Annotated in this window: 20 protein-coding genes; all 20 read left to right on the forward strand. The window is 45.4% G+C overall.

Features of this window, described 5'->3' with window-relative positions:
- The first annotated feature begins 70 nt into the window (after positions 1–70).
- The 20 genes from citZ to rplT all read left to right on the forward strand — a co-directional run bounded on the left by citZ (position 71) and on the right by rplT (position 22079).
- Positions 71–1186 (forward strand): citrate synthase, encoded by a 1116-nt coding sequence (citZ, locus tag CXF70_RS04720; RefSeq protein ID WP_084246471.1) that lies wholly within the window; start codon positions 71–73, stop codon positions 1184–1186.
- A gap of 98 nt (positions 1187–1284) precedes the next feature.
- Entirely contained in the window at positions 1285–2553 is a 1269-nt protein-coding gene (gene icd, locus CXF70_RS04725; protein WP_084246469.1) for an NADP-dependent isocitrate dehydrogenase, read from the forward strand.
- 145 nt (positions 2554–2698) lie between these two features.
- A complete protein-coding gene (gene mdh / locus CXF70_RS04730) occupies positions 2699–3637 on the forward strand; it encodes a malate dehydrogenase (RefSeq protein ID WP_101801712.1) in 939 nt (312 codons plus the stop codon).
- 141 nt (positions 3638–3778) lie between these two features.
- The gene (locus CXF70_RS04735; RefSeq protein ID WP_101801713.1) at positions 3779–4255 is read left to right on the forward strand and encodes a MaoC/PaaZ C-terminal domain-containing protein; all 477 of its coding nucleotides are present in this window, start codon (positions 3779–3781) and stop codon (positions 4253–4255) included.
- Between the two features lie 44 nt (positions 4256–4299).
- Positions 4300–5010, forward strand: coding sequence for a response regulator transcription factor (locus CXF70_RS04740; protein WP_101801714.1), 711 nt, complete (start codon positions 4300–4302; stop codon positions 5008–5010).
- Positions 5007–6404 (forward strand): two-component system histidine kinase PnpS, encoded by a 1398-nt coding sequence (gene pnpS, locus CXF70_RS04745; RefSeq protein ID WP_101801715.1) that lies wholly within the window; start codon positions 5007–5009, stop codon positions 6402–6404. Before CXF70_RS04740 ends, pnpS begins: the two co-directional genes overlap by 4 nt.
- A 192-nt stretch (positions 6405–6596) precedes the next feature.
- Positions 6597–7574: an FtsH protease activity modulator HflK gene (hflK, locus tag CXF70_RS04750; RefSeq protein ID WP_084246459.1), complete on the forward strand. Its 978-nt coding sequence runs from the start codon at positions 6597–6599 to the stop codon at positions 7572–7574.
- Positions 7561–8532 (forward strand): protease modulator HflC, encoded by a 972-nt coding sequence (gene hflC, locus CXF70_RS04755; protein WP_101801716.1) that lies wholly within the window; start codon positions 7561–7563, stop codon positions 8530–8532. The genes hflK and hflC overlap by 14 nt, the downstream gene beginning before the upstream one ends.
- Before the next feature lie 80 nt (positions 8533–8612).
- On the forward strand, positions 8613–11231 hold the full coding sequence (gene polA / locus CXF70_RS04760; RefSeq protein WP_101801717.1) for a DNA polymerase I: 2619 nt from the start codon (positions 8613–8615) through the stop codon (positions 11229–11231).
- 15 nt (positions 11232–11246) lie between these two features.
- Entirely contained in the window at positions 11247–12116 is an 870-nt protein-coding gene (mutM, locus tag CXF70_RS04765) for a bifunctional DNA-formamidopyrimidine glycosylase/DNA-(apurinic or apyrimidinic site) lyase (protein WP_101801718.1), read from the forward strand.
- A 9-nt stretch (positions 12117–12125) separates the two neighbouring features.
- Positions 12126–12728 carry a dephospho-CoA kinase gene (coaE, locus tag CXF70_RS04770; protein ID WP_101801719.1) on the forward strand — a complete coding sequence of 201 codons (603 nt, stop codon included), beginning with the start codon at positions 12126–12128 and terminating at the stop codon, positions 12726–12728.
- A gap of 100 nt (positions 12729–12828) precedes the next feature.
- Positions 12829–13842 carry a glyceraldehyde-3-phosphate dehydrogenase gene (locus CXF70_RS04775; protein ID WP_084246449.1) on the forward strand — a complete coding sequence of 338 codons (1014 nt, stop codon included), beginning with the start codon at positions 12829–12831 and terminating at the stop codon, positions 13840–13842.
- Between the two features lie 315 nt (positions 13843–14157).
- Positions 14158–14541, forward strand: a complete 384-nt coding sequence (gene speD / locus CXF70_RS04780; protein ID WP_084246447.1) for an adenosylmethionine decarboxylase — start codon at positions 14158–14160, stop codon at positions 14539–14541.
- Positions 14542–15154: 613 nt separating this feature from the next.
- A complete protein-coding gene (gene nrdR / locus CXF70_RS04785; RefSeq protein WP_084246445.1) occupies positions 15155–15631 on the forward strand; it encodes a transcriptional regulator NrdR in 477 nt (158 codons plus the stop codon).
- An 11-nt stretch (positions 15632–15642) separates the two neighbouring features.
- Entirely contained in the window at positions 15643–17004 is a 1362-nt protein-coding gene (locus tag CXF70_RS04790) for a replication initiation and membrane attachment family protein (protein ID WP_101801720.1), read from the forward strand.
- Complete coding sequence (gene dnaI, locus CXF70_RS04795; RefSeq protein WP_101801721.1) at positions 17005–17940, forward strand: primosomal protein DnaI; 936 nt, start codon at positions 17005–17007, stop codon at positions 17938–17940.
- A 402-nt stretch (positions 17941–18342) separates the two neighbouring features.
- Complete coding sequence (gene thrS / locus CXF70_RS04800) at positions 18343–20271, forward strand: threonine--tRNA ligase (RefSeq protein ID WP_101801722.1); 1929 nt, start codon at positions 18343–18345, stop codon at positions 20269–20271.
- Between the two features lie 647 nt (positions 20272–20918).
- Positions 20919–21440 (forward strand): translation initiation factor IF-3, encoded by a 522-nt coding sequence (gene infC, locus CXF70_RS04805; RefSeq protein ID WP_218673378.1) that lies wholly within the window; start codon positions 20919–20921, stop codon positions 21438–21440.
- Positions 21441–21468: 28 nt separating this feature from the next.
- Positions 21469–21669, forward strand: a complete 201-nt coding sequence (gene rpmI, locus CXF70_RS04810; RefSeq protein ID WP_084246435.1) for a 50S ribosomal protein L35 — start codon at positions 21469–21471, stop codon at positions 21667–21669.
- A 50-nt stretch (positions 21670–21719) separates the two neighbouring features.
- Positions 21720–22079, forward strand: coding sequence for a 50S ribosomal protein L20 (rplT, locus tag CXF70_RS04815; protein WP_084246433.1), 360 nt, complete (start codon positions 21720–21722; stop codon positions 22077–22079).
- Positions 22080–22095: the final 16 nt, after the last annotated feature.

A 22095-nucleotide genomic window follows, 5' to 3' on the forward strand; every position in this document is an offset into this window, starting at 1 on the left:
AACGCAGATGAATCATCATTCTGCCTTTTTTTGTGGAATGATGAATTATACTGGAGAAGGAGCGAATTTTATGACATCGTCAAAAGGTTTAGAAGGTGTAGTAGCTACACAATCCGCCATCAGTTCTATTATTGATGACACGCTTACATATGTTGGCTACAATATCGATGATCTGGCTAACAACGCCAGCTTTGAAGAAGTGATTTATCTATTATGGCATCAACGTTTGCCGAAAGCCGACGAACTTGCTGAACTGAAACAGCAATTGGCTGACAATATGTCAGTTCCTAAAGCTGTTTTGGATCATTTCAAAACATACGACATTAAAAATGTCCATCCGATGGCTGCTCTGCGTACAGCAGTATCCATGCTGGGTCTTTTTGATGAAGAAGCTGAAGTGATGAACCCTGAGGCGAACTATCGCAAAGCGATCCGTATCCAGGCTAAAATCGCTACTTTGGTGACTGCATTCGGACGCGTCCGCAATGGCCAGGAACCGGTAGAACCTAAATCGGACCTAAGCTTCGCAGCCAACTTCCTTTACATGTTGTCAGGGGAAACGCCTGCTGACATCGAAGAAGAAGCTTTCAACAAGGCTTTGGTTCTTCATGCTGACCACGAATTGAACGCATCGACATTCACTGCACGTGTTGCTGTCGCAACTCTTTCTGATGTTTATTCAGGTGTTACTGCTGCAATCGGGGCCCTAAAAGGACCATTGCACGGTGGAGCCAATGAACAGGTCATGAAAATGCTGACAGAAATCGGTTCAGTGGATAACGTAGAAAAAGTGATCAACGAAAAACTTGAAAACAAAGAAAAAATCATGGGCTTCGGCCACCGTGTCTACCGTAAAGGTGACCCGCGTGCGAAACACTTGCGTGAAATGTCCCAGAAATTGACAAAAATCCGCGGTGAAGAGAAATGGTACGAAATGTCGATTAAAATTGATGAAATCGTAACTGGACAGAAAAATCTTCCACCGAACGTGGATTTCTATTCTGCTTCTGTTTATCATTCATTGAACATTGAACATGACTTGTTCACACCGATTTTTGCGGTATCACGCACATCGGGCTGGTTGGCTCATATCCTTGAGCAGTATTCAAACAATCGCTTGATCCGTCCGCGCGCAGAATATATCGGGCCTGGAATGCAGTCTTATGTTCCGGTTGAAGAAAGATAATTTTCGCAGACAATCTATAATAGAAGCAAAAAATATAAAGATGATGGGGCTGGCATATTCTGCAGCCCTATGACTTTGAACACAGGAGGAATTTTAACATGGCAAACGGCGAAAAGATTTCAGTAGAAAACGGTGTATTGAACGTACCTAACAATGCAGTAATTCCATACATCATCGGTGATGGTACTGGCCCGGATATCTGGCATGCAGCATCACGCGTTTTGGAAGAGTCGGTAAACAAAGCATACAACGGTGAAAAATCGATTGTATGGAAAGAAGTTCTTGCTGGCCAAAAAGCATTCGACGAAACTGGCGAATGGCTTCCGGAAGAAACTCTTGAAGTGATCCGTGAATATTTGATCGCAATCAAAGGTCCTCTTACTACACCAATCGGCGGCGGTATCCGTTCATTGAACGTGGCACTTCGCCAGGAACTTGATTTGTACACTTGCTTGCGCCCAGTCCGTTATTTCGAAGGCGTGCCTTCACCGGTTAAACGCCCTGAAGACACTGACATGGTCATCTTCCGTGAAAACACTGAAGATATCTATGCGGGTATCGAATACGCTAACGGCAGCGACGAAGTGAAAAAATTGATCTCTTTCCTGACTGACGAAATGGGCGTTAAAAATATCCGTTTCCCAGAAACATCTGGTATCGGCATCAAGCCGATTTCTGAAGAAGGAACAAAACGCCTTGTACGCGCAGCGATCAACTATGCGTTGACTGAAGGCCGTGAGTCTGTAACTCTTGTTCATAAAGGCAATATCATGAAGTTCACTGAAGGAGCTTTCAAAAACTGGGGCTATGAAGTGGCAGAACAGGAATTCGGCGATAAAGTCTTCACTTGGAACGAGTACGATAAAGTGAAAGACGAGCAAGGAACTGATGCTGCAAACAAAGCACAGGAAGAAGCTCTTGCTTCAGGCAAGATCCTTATCAAAGATTCAATCGCTGATATTTTCCTTCAGCAGATCCTTACTCGTCCAAGCGAGTTCGATGTAGTGGCTACAATGAACTTGAACGGCGACTACATTTCAGATGCTTTGGCTGCTCAAGTAGGCGGAATTGGCATCGCTCCTGGAGCGAACATCAACTACGATACTGGACATGCGATCTTCGAAGCTACTCATGGAACAGCGCCTAAATACGCTGGCCTTGATAAAGTGAACCCGTCTTCTGTCATCCTTTCAGGTGTATTGATGCTTGAACACCTTGGCTGGAGCGAAGCGGCTAAATTGATCACAAACTCAATGGAAAAAACTATCGCTTCTAAAGTTGTAACTTATGACTTTGCACGTCTGATGGACGGCGCAACAGAAGTTAAAACTTCAGCATTCGCTGACGAGCTAATCAAAAACATGTAATTTTGGAGAGAGGGGATTTCCCCCTCTCTTTTTTTATGACAAATTTTGTATGGTGTTGTTTCAGATCCTCCCTTAAAGGAAACAATATGGAGTAGGAAGTGTTATTTTTATTGATACGAAAATCTGACATTCAAGGAGAGATAGCATGACATTCAAACGCAAAAAGATTTCAGTAATCGGTTCAGGCTTTACAGGGGCAACGGCTGCTTTTCTGCTGGCTCAAAAAGAATTAGGTGATGTCGTACTGGTTGATATACCGCAGATGGAAGATCCGGCAAAAGGCAAAGCCCTGGATATGGCGGAAGCAGGTCCGGTGATCGGCTACGATTCGAATGTCATCGGTACTGCTGACTATGCGGATACCAAAGATTCGGATCTGGTCATCATCACCGCCGGCATCGCACGAAAGCCCGGTATGAGCAGGGACGATCTGGTTCAGACCAACCAAAAGATCATGAAATCCGTCACCGCGGAAATCGTCAATTATTCTCCTGACTCAACCATTCTCGTTCTGACAAATCCTGTGGACGCCATGACTTATACAGTTTTTAAAGCTTCAGGCTTTCCGAAAGAGCGTGTGATCGGCCAGTCGGGCGTTCTCGATTCCGCGCGCTTCAGAACGTTCATTGCACAGGAATTGAATCTGTCCGTCAAAGACATCAGTGGCTTTGTGCTCGGAGGCCACGGTGATGACATGGTGCCGCTCGTCCGCTATTCCTATGCAGGCGGCATTCCGCTGGAAACGCTGATCTCCAAAGAGCGGTTGGATGAAATTGTTGACCGCACCAGGAAAGGCGGAGCTGAAATTGTTAATCTTCTCGGCAATGGTTCCGCTTATTATGCACCTGCCGCATCACTTGTGGAAATGGCTGAAGCGATCATCAAAGATCAGCGTCGCGTATTACCGGCTATCGCCTATCTGGAAGGTGAATATGGAATGGATGGAATCTATTTGGGAGTTCCGACTATCCTTGGAGCTGGCGGGATCGAGAAGATATTTGAAATTGATCTGAATGAAGAAGAAAAAGCGCTATTGAATAAATCAGCCGAATCAGTAAAAGCGGTCATGGAGATTTTAGCGTAATCAGAGAGAGGCGGACAGGGATTTCCTGTCCGTTTTTTCTTGCTGTTTCATATAGTTCAATAATGCTGATATCCGCACGTGGTTTGCTTTTCAGTACTTAATTGATATTATTAAAGTATTAAGACAACAGGGGGGATTTTAATGTTGCTTGGAAAGAAACGGAAGTTAGGCCGTAAAATCGAAGATATGGCGACAGGTGAGAAGCTCAAGCTGACGGAAAATATCGAGGATAAAGATCTTCTGCTTTATTTGGGCCTTACAAATGACGGGAATCCGCTGTATATCCAGCATGATTTCGCTTCCCAGACAAAATTTGAAAAGCCCGTGGTTCCAACTGCGATGCTCACTGGCATCATCACTTCTGCAGTATCGAAGTACCTGCCGGGACCGGGTTCGTATATCACCGAACAGCATCTGAAATTCAAAAAGCCTGTATTCCATTACGCAACCGTTGATTTTCTTCTGGAAGTGACAGAAGTGAATGTACCGGAAAACGAAGTTACTGTGCGTGTGGAAGCGACGGATGAAAATGGTGAAATGGTGCTCGAAGGGATTCTTGTGGCTAATCCGCCTCAAGTGCTGAGCAAGCTGACCACTGAAGCAATGGATAATTTTTAATTGGTTTGAAATGGGGGTTTCAAACTGAATGTGGAGGCTGTAAAATGCAGAAGAAAATTTTAATCATTGAAGATGAACAATCCATCGCTACATTGCTGTCTTATAATTTGAAGCAAGCCGGATATGAAACAATTGTCGCAAATGACGGCAAAGAAGGATTTGAACTTGCATTAAAAGAGGCACCATCTCTTATAGTCCTGGATCTGATGCTGCCATCAATGGACGGTGTTGAAATCTGCAAGGAATTGCGCCTGCAAAAAGTAAGCACACCCATCATCATGCTCACTGCCAAAGATGATGAGTTCGATAAAGTATTGGGGCTCGAACTCGGAGCAGATGATTATATGACCAAACCATTCAGCCCTAGGGAAGTTGTTGCGAGGATCAAAGCCGTACTTCGCCGGTCTGAAGGCATCAAAGTCCAGCGGGAAGATTCATCTTCATCTGAAATGAAATTGGGAGAGTTGAAAGTTTATACTGATCGTTACGAAGCTTTCCTTAATGATGAGCAATTGGAATTCACACCGAAAGAATTCGAGCTGCTGGTCTATCTCATGGAAAATAAAAACAGGGTGCTTACCAGGGATCAATTACTAAGCGCAGTATGGAAATATGATTTTGCAGGGGATACTCGAATTGTGGATGTCCATATCAGTCACCTGCGAGAGAAGATAGAAGAAAATAGCCGTAAGCCCGTTTTCATCAAAACGATCCGCGGCCTTGGATATAAATTCGAGGAGCCTAAAGCTGTATGATGCCATTTCGGCGGCGCCTTCTGGGCACACTGCTTCTTTGGCTCGGTACACTTTTGGTCAGCCTTTATATTGTTGTGGTCCAGATTTTGCCATTGCAACAGGAAATGGGCAGTGATGCCGAGTTTTGGCTGATACTGGCACTTGTATTTATTGCTGCATTCGTTTTTGCGGCAGTCATCGGTTACCGTATTATCAAGATTCATATCGCCCCTATTGAAAATATTACAGAAACTGCAATGGAGCTGGTAAAAGGCAATTACCGCGCAAGGGCTTATGAAGATTCGGATATAGGTTCTGCTCCACTCAGTTCAACGATCAATGTACTGGCGCGGAACCTCCAGGAAATAACAGCTGTCCGCGAGATGGAACAGGAGCGTTTGAAAACGCTTATTGAAACCATGGGCAGCGGTTTGGTCATGGTCGATAGGCAAGGGAAGATTTCGCTTTCGAACAAGTATTTCCAAAATGAATTCGGATTGAATGCAGATGATATAATAGGTAAATTTTATGGGGAATTGCCGATTCCCGAAACATTTACGGGTTTCATTGAAAAAGTCTTTATGACTGAAACTCCGGCAAGGGAACAATTGGAGTACCAGTCGGGCATCAATAACAGGGTAATCGAAGTTTATGGAGCTCCTGTCATCGGCAGCCATGAGCAATGGCTGGGTATCGTCATCGTGCTGCATGACATTACCGAATTGAAGCGCCTTGAACAGATTCGGAAAGATTTTGTGGCAAACGTATCCCATGAATTGCGGACACCGGTGACATCGATAAAAGGATTCTCTGAAACGCTGATTGACGGTGCGTATAAAGAAGAAGCCACTTTACTGTCATTTCTTGAAATTATCCAGACAGAAACGAACCGGCTGGAAACTTTAATAGAAGAGCTGTTGGAATTATCACGTGTTGAACAGAGCGGCTTTGAAGTGGATGCACAACCTACAGATATGAAGGCTGTTATCGAATACGCCTTTGAAATGGTCCATTCCCGTTTTGAAGAAAAGAACATGAAATGCGAAACTTTCCTGGATGAGGTTTATGTATCCGGAGATGCGAACCGTCTGGTGCAGATCATGATGAACCTGCTTGTAAACGCCATTACATATTCCGCTGCTGAAAAAACGGTTACAGTCAGGTTATCGCGAAAAGGGAGTCAGGCGGTCGTGGAAGTTGAGGATGAAGGAATTGGAATTGAAGCATCTGAAATCAGCCGTCTGTTCGAACGCTTCTATCGCGTGGATAAAGACAGAAGCCGAAATTCCGGTGGAACGGGACTCGGTTTATCCATCGTCAAACATTTGGTGGAAGCGCATCATGGAAAGATTGAGGTGCGGAGCATCCCGGGACGCGGAAGCGTGTTTACCATTTATCTTCCTCTGGCCGACTGAAACATTATAAATATACAAAGATTTACATTGTATTAATACTGTCTTCACATAAGGGTGGTATCTTCTAATAGAACCCCCTTTCAACACCCACTAAAGAAAAAGGACCTTCCACGAGGTCCTTTTTCTTTTTTTAGTGAAACTATTCATGTGGTTTTCCGTATATTTATTATACATAAATAAGGAGGAAAACTTATGACAGCAAAAAAAGTTCTGTCCATCATCGGGCTTTCTATTCTCGGTATATTGCTTCTTGTAGCGGTTCTGACGTCCTGGTATACCGTCGATGAATCTGAACAAGCGGTTATCATCACTTTTGGTGTGGCCAATGAAACCATTGTGGAACCGGGTCTGCACTTTAAAATGCCATGGCCGATTCAACGGGCCGAAGTGCTTTCCAAAGAAACCTACAGTCTTCAATTCGGCTACAGCCAGGATGAAGACGGGGAGATTGTCTCTTTTGACAAAGAAACGAAAATGATCACAGGTGATGAATATATAGTGCTGACCGATTTGGTCGTACAATGGAAGATCACCGATCCAAAAAAATATCTTTTCAATGCTGAAGAGCCGAAAGAGATTCTGCATGATGCCACTTCGGCTTCCATCCGGTCTATCATCGGCAGCTCCCTGATCGATGATGCATTGACTTCGGGAAAAGCGGAAATAGAAGCGGAAACGCGTGATCTTCTTGCTTCGTTAATCGAAAAATACGATATCGGAATTTCGGTTCTTGCAGTCAAACTGCAGGATGTTGAATTGCCGAATGAAGAAGTTCGTGCGGCTTTCACTAATGTCACAGACGCACGCGAAACCATGAATACAAAAATCAACGAAGCCAGGAAATATGAGAACCAGAAACGCAACGAAGCACTTGGTGAAAAAGCTGCGATCAATTCCCGTGCTGAAGGCCAAAAAGTGGCCAGGGTGGAACAAGCTCGAGGTGATGTAGCGGTTTTCGATAAATTATTTGCAGAGTATGAAGCGAATCCCGAGGTCACCAGACAGCGGTTGATCCTTGAAACCCTCGAAACGGTATTGCCGAACGCAAAACTCTACATCATGAACGATGAAGGCGGCACGATGAAATACTTGCCGCTGGGTGACAGCCAGACATTATTGCCGCCGGCTGCAGAAACTGAGACGGGAGGCGATACAGATGGAAACGAATAAACCGCAGAATGAACCCAGCAAATTTAATGTTTATAAACCATCCAAGCCGAAAAAACAACCGAAAGATCCCATCAACTTCAAAAAATACTGGAAACTGATTTTAGGGCTGTCACTTGCTTTGATTGTATTGCTAACCTTATTTGCAAATGTCTACGTTGTGAAGGAAAACGAGTACCGCGTAGTTCGCCAGTTTGGTGAAGTCGTGGATATCAAAGAGGATCCGGGCCTCCATGTAAAAATTCCATTCATCCAGAGTCTGACAACGCTGCCGAAATATCAGATGATCTATGATGTATCGGAAGCGGAGATCAACACGAAAGACAAAAAGCGGATCATTATTGATAATTATGCTGTATGGGAAGTAGTGGACCCGCGTGAATTGATCAGCAATGCCGCTACCATCGTCAATGCTGAATCCCGAATGGAAGAATTCATCTACTCAGTCATCAGGACGGAACTTGGCCAATTGGATTACGATGAAATCATCAACGACGAAAATTCTTCAAGAGGCAGCCTGAATGACAATGTCACAGCTAAAGTCAATGAACTGCTGGAAAAAGACCGATATGGAATCCGTGTCACGGATGTACGCATGAAGCGGACGGATCTTCCGGCGGAAAACGAACAATCAGTTTATACGCGTATGATTTCTGAGCGGGACTCTACGGCTCAGGACTATTTATCGCAAGGTGATGCGAAGAAACGTGAAATCGAAGCGCAGGCTGACCGGGAAGCCCAGGAAGTTATCGCAACCGCCCGCAAAGAAGCAGCGCTGATTCAGGCAGAAGGAGAATCGGAGGCTGCGAAAATTTATAACGAATCGTTCTCCAAAGACCCTGAATTCTATCAATTGTACCGTTCACTCCAGTCCTATACAAAAACCATCGGCGAAGATACAGTCATTATCCTGCCGTCAGATTCACCATATGCCAGTGTTTTATCCGGCATAATGGAATAAAACCTTCCGTCATTTCTCTTCTTTTTGCCCTCGTGGTAAAATAAAGGGAATGACGGTTTTTTATTGAAAGGGGTAATTTTGTGGCTAAGAAAATACTATTACTGGACGGCAATAGCTTGGCGTACCGCGCGTTTTTCGCGTTGCCGCTGCTGACTAATGAAAATGGCATCCATACGAATGCCGTATATGGTTTCACGATGATGCTCCAACGGATTCTTGAAGAGGAAAAGCCTACCCATATGATGGTGGCTTTTGATGCGGGGAAGACCACTTTCCGGCATGAAACGTTCAGTGAATATAAAGGCGGTCGACAAAAGACGCCCCCCGAATTATCTGAACAATTCCCTTATTTGCGGAAGTTGATCGATGCATATCGCATCAAGCAGTATGAAATGCCGAATTACGAGGCGGATGACATTATCGGAACTTTGAGCCTGGAAGCGGAAAAGCATGGCGACGAAGTGATCGTGATCTCAGGGGATAAGGATTTGACCCAATTGGCATCTCCTTCGACGACTGTATACATCACACGTAAAGGCATCACCGATATTGAAAAATACACCGTTGAACATATTAAAGAGAAATACGGTCTTACACCCTTGCAGATCATTGATATGAAAGGCCTTATGGGGGATTCTTCCGACAACATACCGGGTGTTCCTGGAGTTGGTGAAAAAACGGCCCTGAAACTGCTCGCAGCCCACGGTTCAGTGGAAGGTGTATATGAAGCGATCGACCAGCAGAAAGGCAAGATGAAAGAAAAGCTGGTCGCCAATGAAGACCTGGCCTACATCAGCAAACAGCTCGCTACGATCGAGCGCCAGGCGCCTGTAGAAGTGAAGCTTGATGATCTCGGTTACGAAGGTCCTGATCAGGACGAGTTGGTCCGGGTCTGGAGCGAACTTGCCTTTAAATCTTTGCTTGAGAAAATGGATTACACAGCAGAAGAAACTGTCAAAGAAGAATTGAAATTTACGGTCGTGACCGAAATTGAGCCTTCCATACTGAAGAGTGAAATGGCCGTCCATCTGGAAATGTATGATGAACATTACCACACCTGTGACCTTCTTGGTGTTGCGTTATCTGATGCAACCGACACCTACGTCATACCGATGGACGTGGTAAAAGGTTCGGATATTTTGAAAACCTGGCTGGCAGATCCTTCGAAGAAAAAATATATGTCCGATTCAAAAGCATCGACTGCCGCATTCCTGCGCAGTGAGATTGAACTGGATGGCGTCGATTTCGATTTGATGCTGGGTGCATATATCGTAAACCCTTCACTGACGTATACCGATATGGCCAATATCGTTTTGGAATACGGTTACACCGATGTGTCGACAAACGAACAGGTATATGGCAAAGGCGCTAAAAAGAAAGTGCCGGATGATGCTGTCTTGAATGAACATATTGCGAGAAAAGCACGCGCAATTTGGAAAGTGCGTGACATCATCATCAAAAAGCTGGAAGACAATCAGCAATTTGATCTCTACGATAAATTGGAGCTGCCGCTTGCTTCGGTACTGGGCAAAATGGAATCGCTCGGCGTTAAAGTGGATAAAGCGCAGTTATCGGATATGGGTGAAGAACTGGCCGCGAAATTGGAGAAAATCGAATCTGAGATCTACAGTCTTGCCGGACAGGAATTCAATATCAATTCACCTAAACAATTAGGGGTGATCCTTTTTGAAAATCTGGGGTTGCCTGCTCTGAAAAAAACCAAAACCGGCTATTCGACAGCTGCTGACGTTCTTGAGAAACTGGAAGGCCAGCACGAGATCATATCACATATACTGCTTTACCGGCAGCTCGGCAAACTGCTGTCCACTTATATAGAAGGTTTATTGAAGGAAATCCATAATGACGGCAAAATCCATACCCGTTTCCAACAGGCACTTACCACAACGGGCCGATTGAGCTCAACGAATCCGAATCTGCAGAACATTCCTGTACGGCTTGAAGAAGGGCGTAAAATCAGAAAAGCGTTTGTACCTTCTGAACCGGATTGGGTGATGGTCGCGGCCGATTATTCACAGATTGAATTGCGCGTACTTGCCCATATGTCTGAAGATGACCGGCTGGTGCAGGCATTCAAAGATGATCAGGATATCCATACCGCCACAGCGGCGGATGTATTCCATGTGCCGTTGGAAGAAGTGACGGGTGATATGAGGCGCGCGGCCAAAGCTGTCAACTTCGGTATTGTCTATGGCATCAGTGATTACGGATTATCACAAAGTCTGAATATCCCGCGGAAAGAAGCGGCGGAATTCATCGACCGCTATCTGAAGAGCTTCCCGGGCGTACAGCAATATATGACGAATATCGTTTCTTCTGCGAAAAAGGATGGATTTGTAACGACATTGATGAACCGGAGACGTTATCTTCCGGATATAACCAGTTCAAACTTCAACCTCCGCAGTTTTGCGGAGCGCACAGCAATGAATACGCCGATTCAAGGAAGCGCTGCGGATATCATCAAAAAGGCGATGATAGATATGGACGAAGCACTTGAACGTGAAGGCCTGAAAGCCAATATGCTGCTGCAGGTGCATGATGAACTGATTTTTGAAGCGCCAAAAGATGAATTGGCTAAATTGATGGAGTTGGTTCCAAAAGTGATGGAATCGGCGATGGAATTGAATGTGCCGCTGAAAGTGGATATCGCATCCGGTGACACATGGTATGAAACAAAATGATTGGAGGCCGTTGGAATGCCTGAACTTCCTGAAGTAGAAGGTGTGGTCCGGCAGATACGGCCAGTTGCGATCGGCAAGAAAATAGAAGATGTTTTTGTATCCGATACAATCCGGCTGTCTAAAACCGGAGGCAAGGAAGCCGTTCTAAAAAAAGTCGAGGCCGACAGTTTTATTGAACGATTGAAAGGTTCACAGATTGTCAGTGTGGAGCGGCGAAGTAAGTACATCTATTTCGGCTTAAGAAAAGATGGCGAGTTTTTGTTAGTGAATCACTTGGGGATGTCTGGTGCCTGGTTTTATGTGGGCAGCCTGATGGCGATACCGGAAGATAAATTCCGCAAGCATGTCCATGTTGTGCTGACGCTGAGCGATGGCAATCTGCTGGCCTATTCGGACATCCGCCGTTTTGGTGAAATGCGGGTGTTGAATGAAGAAGGGGACTATCCGCCGCTGCTGTTGATGGCTCCTGAACCTTTCGACGAAAACGCTCTGCAGCATTTTCTCGATATGTCGGAAAGCCCGAAATATCGGAATAAACCCATCAAAGAAGTGATCATGGATGGACAGGTCATTTCGGGCGCCGGCAATATCTATGCAACGGAAGCGCTGTTCCGGATGAAGATCCATCCCAACCGCGCTGCACATCGAATCAGCAGAAAGCGCCGTGCTGAACTGTTTCAAGCAATCGTGGATATTTTACTGGAAAGTATAGAAGCTGGAGGAAGCACAATTTCCGATTACCGGAACATCAATGGTGAATCGGGAGGCATGCAAAACCGCTTCGCGATGTATGGAAAAAAACAATGCATGACATGTGGCAGTGTGACGAAAACCCTGAAAATCGGGGGACGCACATCTGTTTTCTGTCCAACATGCCAAAAATGAGGGTTTAAGATGATTATTGGGTTAACAGGGAGCATAGCCAGCGGGAAAAGCACTGTTTCTAAAATGTTGGAGGAGTTGGGCTATCCGATTATTGACGCGGATTTGGTTGCCCGGCAAGTGGTTGAACCTGGGAGTGAAACATTAATGGAGATTGAGGCTTTATTCGGTCCGGAAGCCATCCGTGATGACGGGACGATGGACCGCGAAAAAGTCGGCGCTCTTATTTTTTCAGATCCCGCAAAAAGAAAGCAATTGAACGATATCATCCATCCCGCCATACGGGCGGAAATGCTCCGCCAAAAAAGCGTGTTCATTGAGGATGGACATAGAACAATCGTGATGGACATTCCTTTGCTATTTGAAAGCAAATTGCAGCATTTTGTCGATAAGGTTCTGGTTGTCAGTGTTTCTGAAGAAAACCAGCTTGCCAGATTGATGGAGCGAAATGGATTAAACGAAAAAGATGCCAGGGCCCGGATCAGCTCGCAGTTGCCCATGTCTGTAAAAGAGGAAGGTGCTGACGCGGTCATCTATAATAATGGAACGATTGAAGAGACTGCCGGGCAGCTAGAGCGAATTCTGGAGCAATGGGGAGAAAGTTCACAAAGCTGAAATATTCATCCGGTTTTGAGGTTCTCGAATCGGGATAATGTGTTATACTATATAACGAATTAAAAATATAAGTATAACTTAATTAATGGAGGACTTTTAAATGACAGTTTCTATTGCGATTAATGGATTTGGCCGTATTGGCCGCATGGTGTTCAGACAGGCAATTTTAATGGATGATGTAACTATTTCGGCAGTAAACGCCAGTTACCCTGCCGAGACTTTAGCTCATTTGATAAAGTATGACACAAATCACGGAACCTTCGACGGAGATGTAAGCGCTGTAGAAGGGGCTTTAATTGTCAATGGAAAACGGGTTGAATTGGTAAGCGAACGCGATCCTTTGAAACTTCCATGGAAAACGATGGGGATCGATATCGTCATAGAAGCTACCGGGAAATTCAATTCGCGTGATAAAGCAGCTCTTCATCTTGAAGCTGGAGCGAAGAAAGTCATTTTGACTGCACCTGGAAAAAATGAAGATGTCATGATTGTCATGGGTGTCAATGAAGATAAATTGGATATCGACAAGCACGATATCATCTCCAACGCCAGCTGCACGACAAACTGCCTTGCACCTGTTGCAAAAGTCCTCAACGATGCTTTCGGTATCGATAATGGTTTGATGACAACTGTACACGCTTACACGAATGACCAAAAAAATCTGGATAATCCCCATAAGGATCTTCGCCGAGCGCGTGCTTGTGCCCAGTCGATCATCCCGACTTCGACAGGAGCAGCAAAAGCTTTGTCGCAGGTTCTTCCTGATCTGGAAGGGAAAATGCATGGTCTGGCATTGCGCGTCCCTACACCGAACGTGTCTTTAGTGGACCTTGTGGTTGATGTTAATCGTGATGTAACGATTGAAGAAGTCAATCAGGCATTCATCGATGCGGCAAACGGTCCGATGAAAGGGATTTTGAATTTCACAATGGAGCCGCTTGTCTCAAAAGATTTTAACACTACAACGGATTCAGCTATTGTGGATGGCCTTACTACAATGGTTATTGCAGACCGGAAAGTAAAAGTCCTTGCATGGTACGACAATGAATGGGGCTATTCCGCTCGCGTAATCGACCTGACAAAACGTGTCGCTTCGGCGATGAGTGTAATTTAATGACAAGAACCACTTTTTCTATTAGTATGAAAAAGTGGTTTTTTAATTTGTGACAAAAACCCACGAAAAAAAAGAAATTTTTATCAGATTTATTTGTTGCATTTCCACGGAATACATCATATACTATGATTCGTAGCAAAAAAAGCTACCTTCCTCTAACGGATTCCAAAGCTCAATGAGGAATCTTTAGGAGAAATTTTATTCACATGACTGCTTAAAGGGTTAGGACCTCTTTGGACTAACTTTCCCCCGTGGTAGTCAACTTTGAATATTTTGAGCACGAAACCAAAATGATATCAAAGGGGGAAACGAACCATGGAAACAATGGGACGTCACGTAATTGCAGAACTTTGGCAGTGTGATTTTGACAAATTAAACGATATGGATTATATCGAACAAACTTTTGTTGATGCAGCACTCAAATCAGGAGCAGAAGTCCGCGAGGTCGCTTTTCACAAATTTGCGCCACAAGGCGTAAGCGGCGTTGTAATCATTTCTGAATCACATTTGACAATCCACAGCTTTCCTGAACACGGCTATGCAAGTGTAGATGTTTACACTTGTGGTGATCTTGATCCGACTATTGCAGCGGATTATATCGCTAAGGCACTTGGCTCGGGTTCGAGCGAAGTAACAGAATTGCCACGTGGAATGGGTCCAGTCGGTGCTGGAAAAACCAAAGTTACAGTAACTGCATAATCCATTTAAACCAAGACATTAAAGCAGGGGAGCTGATCCCCTGCTTTTTCTATTTGTGTACATAATTCATAGGTATTTTATATATGCCGCTTCGTCGCTTTGGACAAGCCTCCCGCAATAAGCCGAGAAGAACACTCGTCTTATTGCTCCGGCCAGTCCTGAGGCGCTCCTTCGCTGGATTCAATTCTGGCAATGATATGAAATTAAGTGGACTTATTTAAAAGAGTTGGGCTGTTAGTAACTCGGGCGATGGCCCGAGTTAGCTAAGCGCAATCTAATAGTTTTTCATTAAAAAGTTGAACTAACTAAATTACAATGTATGGACTGATTCGTGTATAAAAGAAATTTTTAAAGATATGGAGCAAAACAGCGCAGACTCCCAGGTGAGCAAGCTCAGTGCAAGCCACCAGGAAAGCGGAGTTGTTTTGCGGAATATCGGTTACTTAATGTAACTTACTTTATATATTTTTATATTGTTTTGATGAAAAAGCGGAAAGCGTCTGCTTGGAGCGAATTCATCAACCATACGTAAAGATTCCAAATTCAAATATTATAAACGCTGAAATTTTGTTATACTTATACCACAAGAAAGAGAATTTGGGGAGATGTCAAAATGAAATGTCCGGCTTGTCAGCATAACGGTACCCGTGTCGTGGATTCGCGGCCAGTAGATGAATTGAAATCGATCAGGAGAAGAAGGGAATGCGAAGAATGCGGCTACCGGTTCACCACTTTCGAGAAAGTGGAAGAGATGCCGCTGATTGTCGTGAAAAAAGACGGTTCCCGAGAAGAGTTCAGCCGCGAAAAAGTATTGCGCGGCTTGATCCGTGCTTGCGAGAAACGGCCGGTGCCGTTGGAAACATTAGAAGAGCTTGTCTTTACTATTGAAAAAAACCTTCGCAGAATAGGCAATGCCGAAGTGAAGTCTGAACAGGTCGGTGAAATGGTGATGGACAAGCTGGCTGCAATCGACGAAGTGGCCTATGTCCGTTTCGCTTCCGTCTATCGCCAATTCAAAGACATTAATGTATTCATAGATGAACTGAAGGATTTATTGAACAAGAATCCGGATGACAAGATATCCGAGTAAGGCGGTGACTTATGACTGCGTTCTATAAGGAGTTGCAGGCAGCTGATGCTTTTAATATCCGTCTGCCCTATCCATTTTCAAATTACGACCGCCAATTACTGACGCTGCTTTATCAGCCGATGGTCGGTGCTGAATCGATTTCGCTTTACCTGACGCTTTGGGCAGAAGGGGAAGCGGAAAGAAATGAAACACCGCATTACACGCTGATGAACACCTTGGGCATGCCGATTGCGAAAATTTTTGAATCGCGTCTCCAATTGGAAGCGATCGGTTTGCTGAAAACATATAAAAAAGGAACAGAATCACGCACATTCCTTTATGAATTATGTCCGCCGCTTGACCCGAAAGACTTTTTCACTGATCCTTTATTGTCGATGTTCCTGTTCAGTAAGATTGGGGACATCGCATACCGGAGAGTCAGGGATCGATTCATCCTGCCTGCGGAAGATATGGAATCATATGAGGAAGTTTCGCGTACATTCACGGATATATTTCAGCCGGTGCATGCAAAAGCGGGCTATCCGAATGATTCGCAAAAAATGCAGCAGCGCGGACGTAAAGGTTATGAAGCAGAATACGATTTTGATTTCAGTTTGCTTCACCAAGGGTTGTCCGAACAGCTGGTGCCGAAACGCGTTTTGACTGCGGCGATTAAAGACACCATCTGCAAACTCGCTTTCCTGTACGGATGGGGACCGCTTGAAATGCAGAAAGTGATCCTATTGGCCATTGACGATGATTACCGCCTTACTATAGAAGGAATTAAAAAATCCGCATCGGAATATTATAAGATGACAGTATCTACTACTGCGCCCAAATTGGAACCGGTTCTTGTAAAAACCTCAGAGCCGGAAATTGAACCGAAGAACCGCCAGGACGAATTAATTTTATACCTGGAATCGGCTTCCCCTGTCGAAGTGCTCCGGGATATTGCCGGCGGCAAAGAGCCGTTGTCAGCCGATGTGCAGCTTGCCAATAATCTGGTCATGCAGCACGGGATGGAACCTGCTGTGGTGAATGTCCTGCTGCAGTATGTTCTTTTGCGCACCGACATGAAATTGACTAAAGGCTATGTGGAAAAAATCGCTTCCCACTGGATCCGAAAAAATGTATCCACAGTTGCTGAAGCGATGGAACTTGCGCGCACCGAGCACGCCCAATATATGAAATGGAAATCAGAAGGGTCGCCTGCTGCAGCTTCGAAAAATCCAAGCCGTTCAGGCGGCAAGCCCGTTCGCGAGGAAAAATTGCCCGAATGGTTCTATACGAAGGACGAGCCGCAGGCAACAGCTCCACAGAAAAACGAAAGCCTCGAAGTCGAAAAACAAAAACTTCTGGCGAAACTTGCTTTGAAAAAAGGGAAGGGTGATTAAATGGAACCGATACGGGAAACCTTAAAACGGGTTGTCAATGCACCGGCTTTTTCAGAGCGTTACAACGATATGCGCAAGGAAGTGCTGGAAAACACGGGCGTCCAGAATTTTCTTGAAGAACATGCCTCTGAAATCGATAAAAGCATCGTCGACCGCGGCATGCATAAATTATACGAGTACATCGACCAATCGCATGATTGCAATAAATGCCCGAGCCTGGATGGCTGTATCAATCATCTGAAAGGCTTCGAACCGAACCTGGTACTTGAACGCAATACGATCGGCATCGCTTATACACCGTGTAGGTCAAAAAATGCCTATGACAATAAACGCCGCGCAAGCTCCCTGATCCACAGCATGTACATGCCGAAGGAAGTGATGCAGGCGACGCTGTCCAATTTCGAACCGGACGACAGCCGGATGGAGGCATTCCGTGCAGTCGGCACTTTTCTTGATCAGGCGACCGGGCCGGATAACCTGCCTGAAAAAGGGTTGTTCTTCTACGGCAAATTCGGTGTGGGCAAATCCTATCTTTTAAGTGCTGTCGCAAATGAGCTCGCGGAAATGAATGTCAAATCGGTTTTGGTCTTCGTGCCTGAATTCATGCGCGAAATGAAACAAGCCATCGGCGACCAGACGCTGCAGGAAAAAGTGGATTACGTCAAAAAGGCGGATGTTCTGATGCTGGATGATATTGGAGCGGAAGCAATGTCGAGCTGGACGCGTGATGAAGTGCTGGGCACCATCCTTCATTACCGGATGGCTGAAAAGCTTCCGACGTTCATGACGTCGAATTTCAGCTACTCAGAACTTCAGCATCATCTCACTTATTCCCAGCGTGGCGAAAAAGAAGATTTGAAAGCGGCGCGTGTTATGGAACGGATCCGTGCACTTACGAGTCCTGTAAAGATGGACGGTCGCAATTGGCGGAATTAAATTAATTCGGAGAACATTTAAATGCATTTTATTTACAGTGATTGCATTTTGGATGCTTTCGGTTTATAGTGAATTTAATCGAAATATGATTTTAAATGCGACGACGAGGACAATAATGGATTGCACGACTTCCAGAGAGAGAAGCCCAGGCTGAAAGCTTCTTAAGAAACGGCCATCCATTTACCGCCTCCGAGCAGCAGTTGTGAACTTAATTAGTAGCAGCTGCCGGCAACCGGCCCGTTAGCCGATGCAGAGCTTCGTTCCATTCAGTTTGCTGAGTGGGACAGAAGAAGGGTGGAACCGCGAACTGAGCTTCGTCCCTTTGGGATGGGGCTTTTTTGTGTTCCAAAAGTTTCTGCAGTGCATCATGGAAAAAGATGAAACTCAAAAGGAGAGATTGCTATGTCAGACATGATCAAATTGAAATTCCCGGACGGGGCCGTAAAAGAATTCGAACGGGGCACAACAACAGAAGACGTGGCCCAGTCAATCAGCCCGGGACTTCGCAAAAAAGCGCTGGCCGGAAAACTTGGCGACCGCCTTGTTGATTTGAAAGCGCCGCTTAACGAAGACGGGGACATTGCGATCATCACAGCGGAATCGGATGAGGCACTTGAAATTCTCCGCCACAGTTCAGCGCATTTATTGGCCCAGGCGGTTAAACGCCTTTATCCGGACGCGAAGCTTGGCGTAGGCCCGGTGATCGAAAATGGTTTCTATTATGACATCGATACAGAATCGGCGATCACTTCAGAAGACCTTCCGAAAATCGAGAAGGAAATGAAGAAAATCATCGGTGAAAACCTTGAAATCGTCTGTCACAGTGTTTCCCGCGGAGAAGCGCAGGAACGTTTCGCAGCGATCGAAGATCCATACAAGCTGGAGCTGCTTGAAGCAATTCCGGAAGACGAGCAGGTTACAATTTATGAGCAAGGCGAGTTTTTCGATCTTTGCCGCGGCATTCACGTTCCTGCAACAGGCAAACTGAAAGAATTCAAATTGCTGAGCGTTGCCGGTGCATATTGGAGAGGCGACAGCGACAATAAAATGCTGCAGCGCATTTACGGTACTGCGTTCTTCAAAAAAGAAGACCTGAAAGCGCATCTTGAAATGCTGGAAGAAGCGAAAGAACGCGATCACCGTAAAATCGGCAAAGAACTGAACCTGTTCATGAATTCTCAGAAAGTTGGGCAGGGGCTGCCGATGTGGCTGCCAAAAGGCGCGACAATCCGTCGCATCATCGAGCGCTATATCGTTGATAAAGAAGAACGTCTAGGCTATGACCACGTCTACACTCCGGTTCTGGGCAGCGTTGACCTTTATAAGACAAGCGGACACTGGGATCATTACCAGGAAGACATGTTCCCGGTCATGAGCATGGATAATGAAGATCTGGTTCTTCGTCCGATGAACTGCCCGCATCACATGATGATTTTCAAACAGGGCATCCACTCCTACCGCCAGATGCCGGTCCGCATCGCAGAACTTGGGCTTATGCACCGTTACGAAATGTCCGGCGCATTATCAGGCTTGCAGCGCGTCCGCGGCATGACTTTGAACGATGCACATTTATTCGTAAGACCAGATCAGATCAAAGACGAATTCAAACGCGTGGTCAATTTAGTTGTGGAAGTCTATAAAGATTTCGACATCAAGGATTATTCATTCCGTGTGTCATATCGTGATCCTGAAGACAAAGAAAAATACTTCGATGACGATGCAATGTGGGAACGCGCACAATCCATGCTTAAGGAAGCGATGGATGAAATGGGATTGGATTATGTGGAAGCGGAAGGGGAAGCGGCATTCTACGGCCCGAAATTGGATGTACAGGTGAAAACTGCGCTTGGTAAAGAAGAGACTCTTTCTACTGTACAGCTTGATTTCCTGTTGCCTGAGCGTTTCGACCTTTCCTATATCGGAGAAGATGGCAAACAGCATCGTCCGGTTGTCATCCACCGCGGTGTCGTTTCAACAATGGAACGATTTGTCGCATTCCTGATCGAAGAATACAAAGGTGCTTTCCCGACTTGGCTGGCGCCGGTGCAAGTGGAAATCATACCGGTATCTCTCGATGTCCATAGCGATTATGCGAATGAAGTGCAGGAAAAACTGCAGGCTCATAAACTGCGTGTCGATATTGATGGACGCGATGAGAAACTGGGCTACAAGATCCGCGAAGCGCAAATGCAGAAAGTTCCTTATATGCTCGTTCTGGGAGATAAGGAGCTGGAAGACGGTTCTGTCAACGTCCGTAAATACGGTGAACAGAAATCGGAAAGCATGCCGTTCGATGACTTCCTGTCGATGATCCGAGGGGAACTTCGATAGGTCTGGATTAGAGAAATGCTAGGTATACCGCTTCGGCGCTATGGACAAGCTTCCCGCAATAAGCCGAGAAGACCACTCGTCTTATTGCTCCAGTCGGCATTCGCCTGCTCCTGAACCGCGCCTTTGCTGAGATGTGCCTCTAAAGATATGAAGCAAAACAGCGAAGACGCCATGGGGAGCAGAAATTGAGTTGGCTTTTCAACTCAGTTTCGACGAAGGGCGAAATCCACTCGATTGGTATACTAAGTTAGCTAGGTGTAAAAACCGTGCTCCTGCATCGCTTCGCTGCTTCGTCGCAAAGACTTAGCCTCGCATGCGTCGGCTAATGTCTTCGTAGCTGTTTTGCGGAATATCGGCTATGCTGGAAACCTATATTGATAAACAAGTTGACACGCCTACAGGTGCGTGGTATTATAGTTAAGGTTATAGAATACTTATATGTGCAAGCAGGAGCACCCGCTTCTCACCTGATCGACCAATTGTTGGCAGGTAGACACGATTTGACTTTTTGCACGCCGAGGCGTGCTGTCATAAATTGCGGGTGGGCCGAACGAGGTCCATCCGCTTTTTCTTTGGATCGGAACCTGTAAGCCGACGTGGTCGGTTACGCATTTTAAGCTATTCGCAACACTATCCGGAGGTGGATTATTATTAGCAAAGACAGTAATGTAAACGAAGGCATTCGTGCACGGGAATTACGGGTTATTGATCAAAACGGTGAACAGCTCGGCATTAAAACGCGCAACGAAGCCCTAGAAATTGCAGGTCGTGTCAACTTGGATCTGGTTCTTGTGGCTCCTCAAGCTAAGCCGCCGGTTGCCCGCATCATGGACCATGGTAAGTTCAAGTTTGAACAGCAGAAGAAGGAACGTGAGATTCGCAAGAATCAGAAAGTCATCGTAGTGAAAGAGGTTCGTTTGAGCCCTGGAATCGACGATCACGACTTCAACACGAAACTTCGGAACGCAATCAAGTTCCTTGAAAAAGGCGACAAAGTCAAAGCTTCAATCCGTTTTAAAGGCCGTGCGATCACGCACAAAGAAATCGGACAACGTGTACTTGAACGCTTCGCTGAAGCGTGCAAAGAAGTTGCGACGGTTGAACAGCGCCCTAAAATGGACGGACGCAGCATGTTCTTGATGCTGGCTCCAGTCAACGAAAAAGAATAACAGTACAATTGTTTAGGAGGAACTCGAAATGCCGAAAATGAAAAGCCATAGCGGTGCGTCAAAACGTTTCAAGAAAACTGGAACAGGTAAAGTAAAACGCAATCGTTCACACACAAGCCACTTATTTGCAAACAAATCGACTAAGCAAAAACGTAAACTCCGTAAAGGGAAACTCGTATCTTCAGGCGATTTGAAACGCATTAAATCACTTATTTATAACATGAAGTAAGACTTAACAAAAAATCGAATTCTTTATATTCAAGCAGGAGGTAATGTATTATGCCACGCGTAAAAGGTGGAACAGTGACGCGCCAGCGTCGTAAAAAGGTCATTAAATTAGCAAAAGGTTATTATGGTGCGAAGCACATCCTTTTCAAAGTAGCAAACCAACAGGTGATGAAGTCAGGTAACTATGCTTACCGTGACCGTCGCAACAAAAAACGTGACTTCCGCAGATTGTGGATCACTCGTATCAACGCAGCAGCTCGTTTGAACGACATCTCTTACAGCCGTCTAATGAACGGTTTGAAAGTTGCCGGCATCGACATCAACCGCAAAATGCTAGCTGAAATCGCTGTATCTGATGCAGCTGCATTCACAGCACTGGCTGACCAAGCTAAAAAAGCATTGAACAAATAAGATAATGCACAAAAAA

The organism is Planomicrobium sp. MB-3u-38 (assembly GCF_002836425.1).
Taxonomy (GTDB): Bacteria; Bacillota; Bacilli; order Bacillales_A; family Planococcaceae; genus Planococcus; species Planococcus okeanokoites.

What these genes read in the sequence shown, in the direction of transcription:
- citZ (WP_084246471.1), top strand. Translation starts at nt 71, where the DNA reads ATGACATCGTCAAAAGGTTTAGAAGGTGTAGTAGCTACACAATCCGCC.
- icd (WP_084246469.1), top strand. Translation starts at nt 1,285, where the DNA reads ATGGCAAACGGCGAAAAGATTTCAGTAGAAAACGGTGTATTGAACGTA.
- mdh (WP_101801712.1), top strand. Translation starts at nt 2,699, where the DNA reads ATGACATTCAAACGCAAAAAGATTTCAGTAATCGGTTCAGGCTTTACA.
- CXF70_RS04735 (WP_101801713.1), top strand. Translation starts at nt 3,779, where the DNA reads ATGTTGCTTGGAAAGAAACGGAAGTTAGGCCGTAAAATCGAAGATATG.
- CXF70_RS04740 (WP_101801714.1), top strand. Translation starts at nt 4,300, where the DNA reads ATGCAGAAGAAAATTTTAATCATTGAAGATGAACAATCCATCGCTACA.
- pnpS (WP_101801715.1), top strand. Translation starts at nt 5,007, where the DNA reads ATGATGCCATTTCGGCGGCGCCTTCTGGGCACACTGCTTCTTTGGCTC.
- hflK (WP_084246459.1), top strand. Translation starts at nt 6,597, where the DNA reads ATGACAGCAAAAAAAGTTCTGTCCATCATCGGGCTTTCTATTCTCGGT.
- hflC (WP_101801716.1), top strand. Translation starts at nt 7,561, where the DNA reads ATGGAAACGAATAAACCGCAGAATGAACCCAGCAAATTTAATGTTTAT.
- mutM (WP_101801718.1), top strand. Translation starts at nt 11,247, where the DNA reads ATGCCTGAACTTCCTGAAGTAGAAGGTGTGGTCCGGCAGATACGGCCA.
- coaE (WP_101801719.1), top strand. Translation starts at nt 12,126, where the DNA reads ATGATTATTGGGTTAACAGGGAGCATAGCCAGCGGGAAAAGCACTGTT.
- CXF70_RS04775 (WP_084246449.1), top strand. Translation starts at nt 12,829, where the DNA reads ATGACAGTTTCTATTGCGATTAATGGATTTGGCCGTATTGGCCGCATG.
- speD (WP_084246447.1), top strand. Translation starts at nt 14,158, where the DNA reads ATGGAAACAATGGGACGTCACGTAATTGCAGAACTTTGGCAGTGTGAT.
- nrdR (WP_084246445.1), top strand. Translation starts at nt 15,155, where the DNA reads ATGAAATGTCCGGCTTGTCAGCATAACGGTACCCGTGTCGTGGATTCG.
- CXF70_RS04790 (WP_101801720.1), top strand. Translation starts at nt 15,643, where the DNA reads ATGACTGCGTTCTATAAGGAGTTGCAGGCAGCTGATGCTTTTAATATC.
- dnaI (WP_101801721.1), top strand. Translation starts at nt 17,005, where the DNA reads ATGGAACCGATACGGGAAACCTTAAAACGGGTTGTCAATGCACCGGCT.
- thrS (WP_101801722.1), top strand. Translation starts at nt 18,343, where the DNA reads ATGTCAGACATGATCAAATTGAAATTCCCGGACGGGGCCGTAAAAGAA.
- rpmI (WP_084246435.1), top strand. Translation starts at nt 21,469, where the DNA reads ATGCCGAAAATGAAAAGCCATAGCGGTGCGTCAAAACGTTTCAAGAAA.
- rplT (WP_084246433.1), top strand. Translation starts at nt 21,720, where the DNA reads ATGCCACGCGTAAAAGGTGGAACAGTGACGCGCCAGCGTCGTAAAAAG.